Origin of the sequence: Vibrio sp. 10N.222.48.A3, assembly GCF_041475345.1 — a bacterium.
In the GTDB taxonomy this organism is placed as follows: domain Bacteria; phylum Pseudomonadota; class Gammaproteobacteria; order Enterobacterales; family Vibrionaceae; genus Vibrio; species Vibrio tasmaniensis_A.
In genome coordinates this window covers 1-1,184 of record NZ_JBFRVX010001275.1, presented here as the reverse complement: position 1 = coordinate 1,184, position 1,184 = coordinate 1, and the positions used below count along the sequence as shown (strand labels likewise).

Sequence of the window (1,184 nt, the reverse complement as noted above, 5' to 3'; positions counted from 1 at the left end):
CAACAGAGGTGCGAAGATAAGGTCGCCAGGGTGGTCGTAACGCCATTTAAATGAGCTACGAAGGCCTTCAGAGTGGTGAACCCAAGAGGAGATGTCTTGGCTTAGCTCCAGTTGAGGCATGATCTTGTTGATGTCACCGCGAATTGGAGCATTGGCAAGACGCAGTTTGCTGAACTCAGCGGCATCGATATCGATATGGATAACCTTAGCATGCGGCGCGAAGGTATCGAGTTTGCCCGTTACTCGGTCATCAAAACGAGCACCGACTACAATCAATAGGTCACTCTCTTGAACCACAAGGTTAGCGGCTTTAGTGCCGTGCATACCCAGCATGCCAAGGTAGTGTGGGTCGTCACGTTCGATAGTGCCCAAGCCTTTCAGTGTGCTTACTGCTGGCATTGGGTTAAGGCGTAAAAATTCACGAACCGCATCGGTTGCTTTCGCCAGTTGAACACCACCACCTACGTATAAAACAGGACGGGTTGCTTGAGACAAAAAGTACTGTGCCTGTTCAATGGCATCAGTTGTCGCAATAGGAATTGCGGGTGGAGTAAATTCAGGAAGAGTGTTAACAGGTGCTTCTGCTAGTTGAACATCTTTAGCGATATCGACGATAACCGGGCCAGGACGGCCAGACTTTGCTACTACAAACGCTTCAGCGAGCGCTGGAGCAAGATCTTCAATATCAGTTACTAGGTAGCTGTGTTTAGTACATGACAGAGACATACCAATCACATCCATTTCTTGGAATGCATCGGTACCAATGTGGGAACTAGCAACTTGACCAGTGATAGCTACGAGTGGGATGGAATCCATAAAAGCATCAGCAAGACCTGTGACTAGGTTAGTTGCCCCCGGGCCTGAGGTTGCCATACAAACAGCGACGTCTTGCGTTGCTCGAGCCATACCGATAGCGGCCATTGCAGCGCCTTGCTCATGACGACATAGGATATGTTCAACCCCGCCGTCATAGAGTGCATCGTAGATTGGCATGATGGCACCGCCAGGGTAACCAAATACGGTCTCAATGCCTTGTTGCTTGAGTGCGGATACGACCAGTTCTGCGCCTTTCATCGTAATTCCTCCGTATTACCTTTGTTTTGGTAATTGTTTCCATTGTCTCTGCACATCTTGTGCTCCCATTCTTCCTGTAAATCGGCAAAGCCGAAAATGTTTCAAAATAT

General features: G+C 48.7%; 1 protein-coding gene. It reads right to left on the bottom strand.

The features are described from left to right. Positions 1–1,074 (bottom strand): thiamine pyrophosphate-binding protein (locus AB4653_RS25630; protein ID WP_372105632.1); only part of this gene is annotated, 1,074 nt, incomplete at its 3' end. Positions 1,075–1,184: the final 110 nt, after the last annotated feature.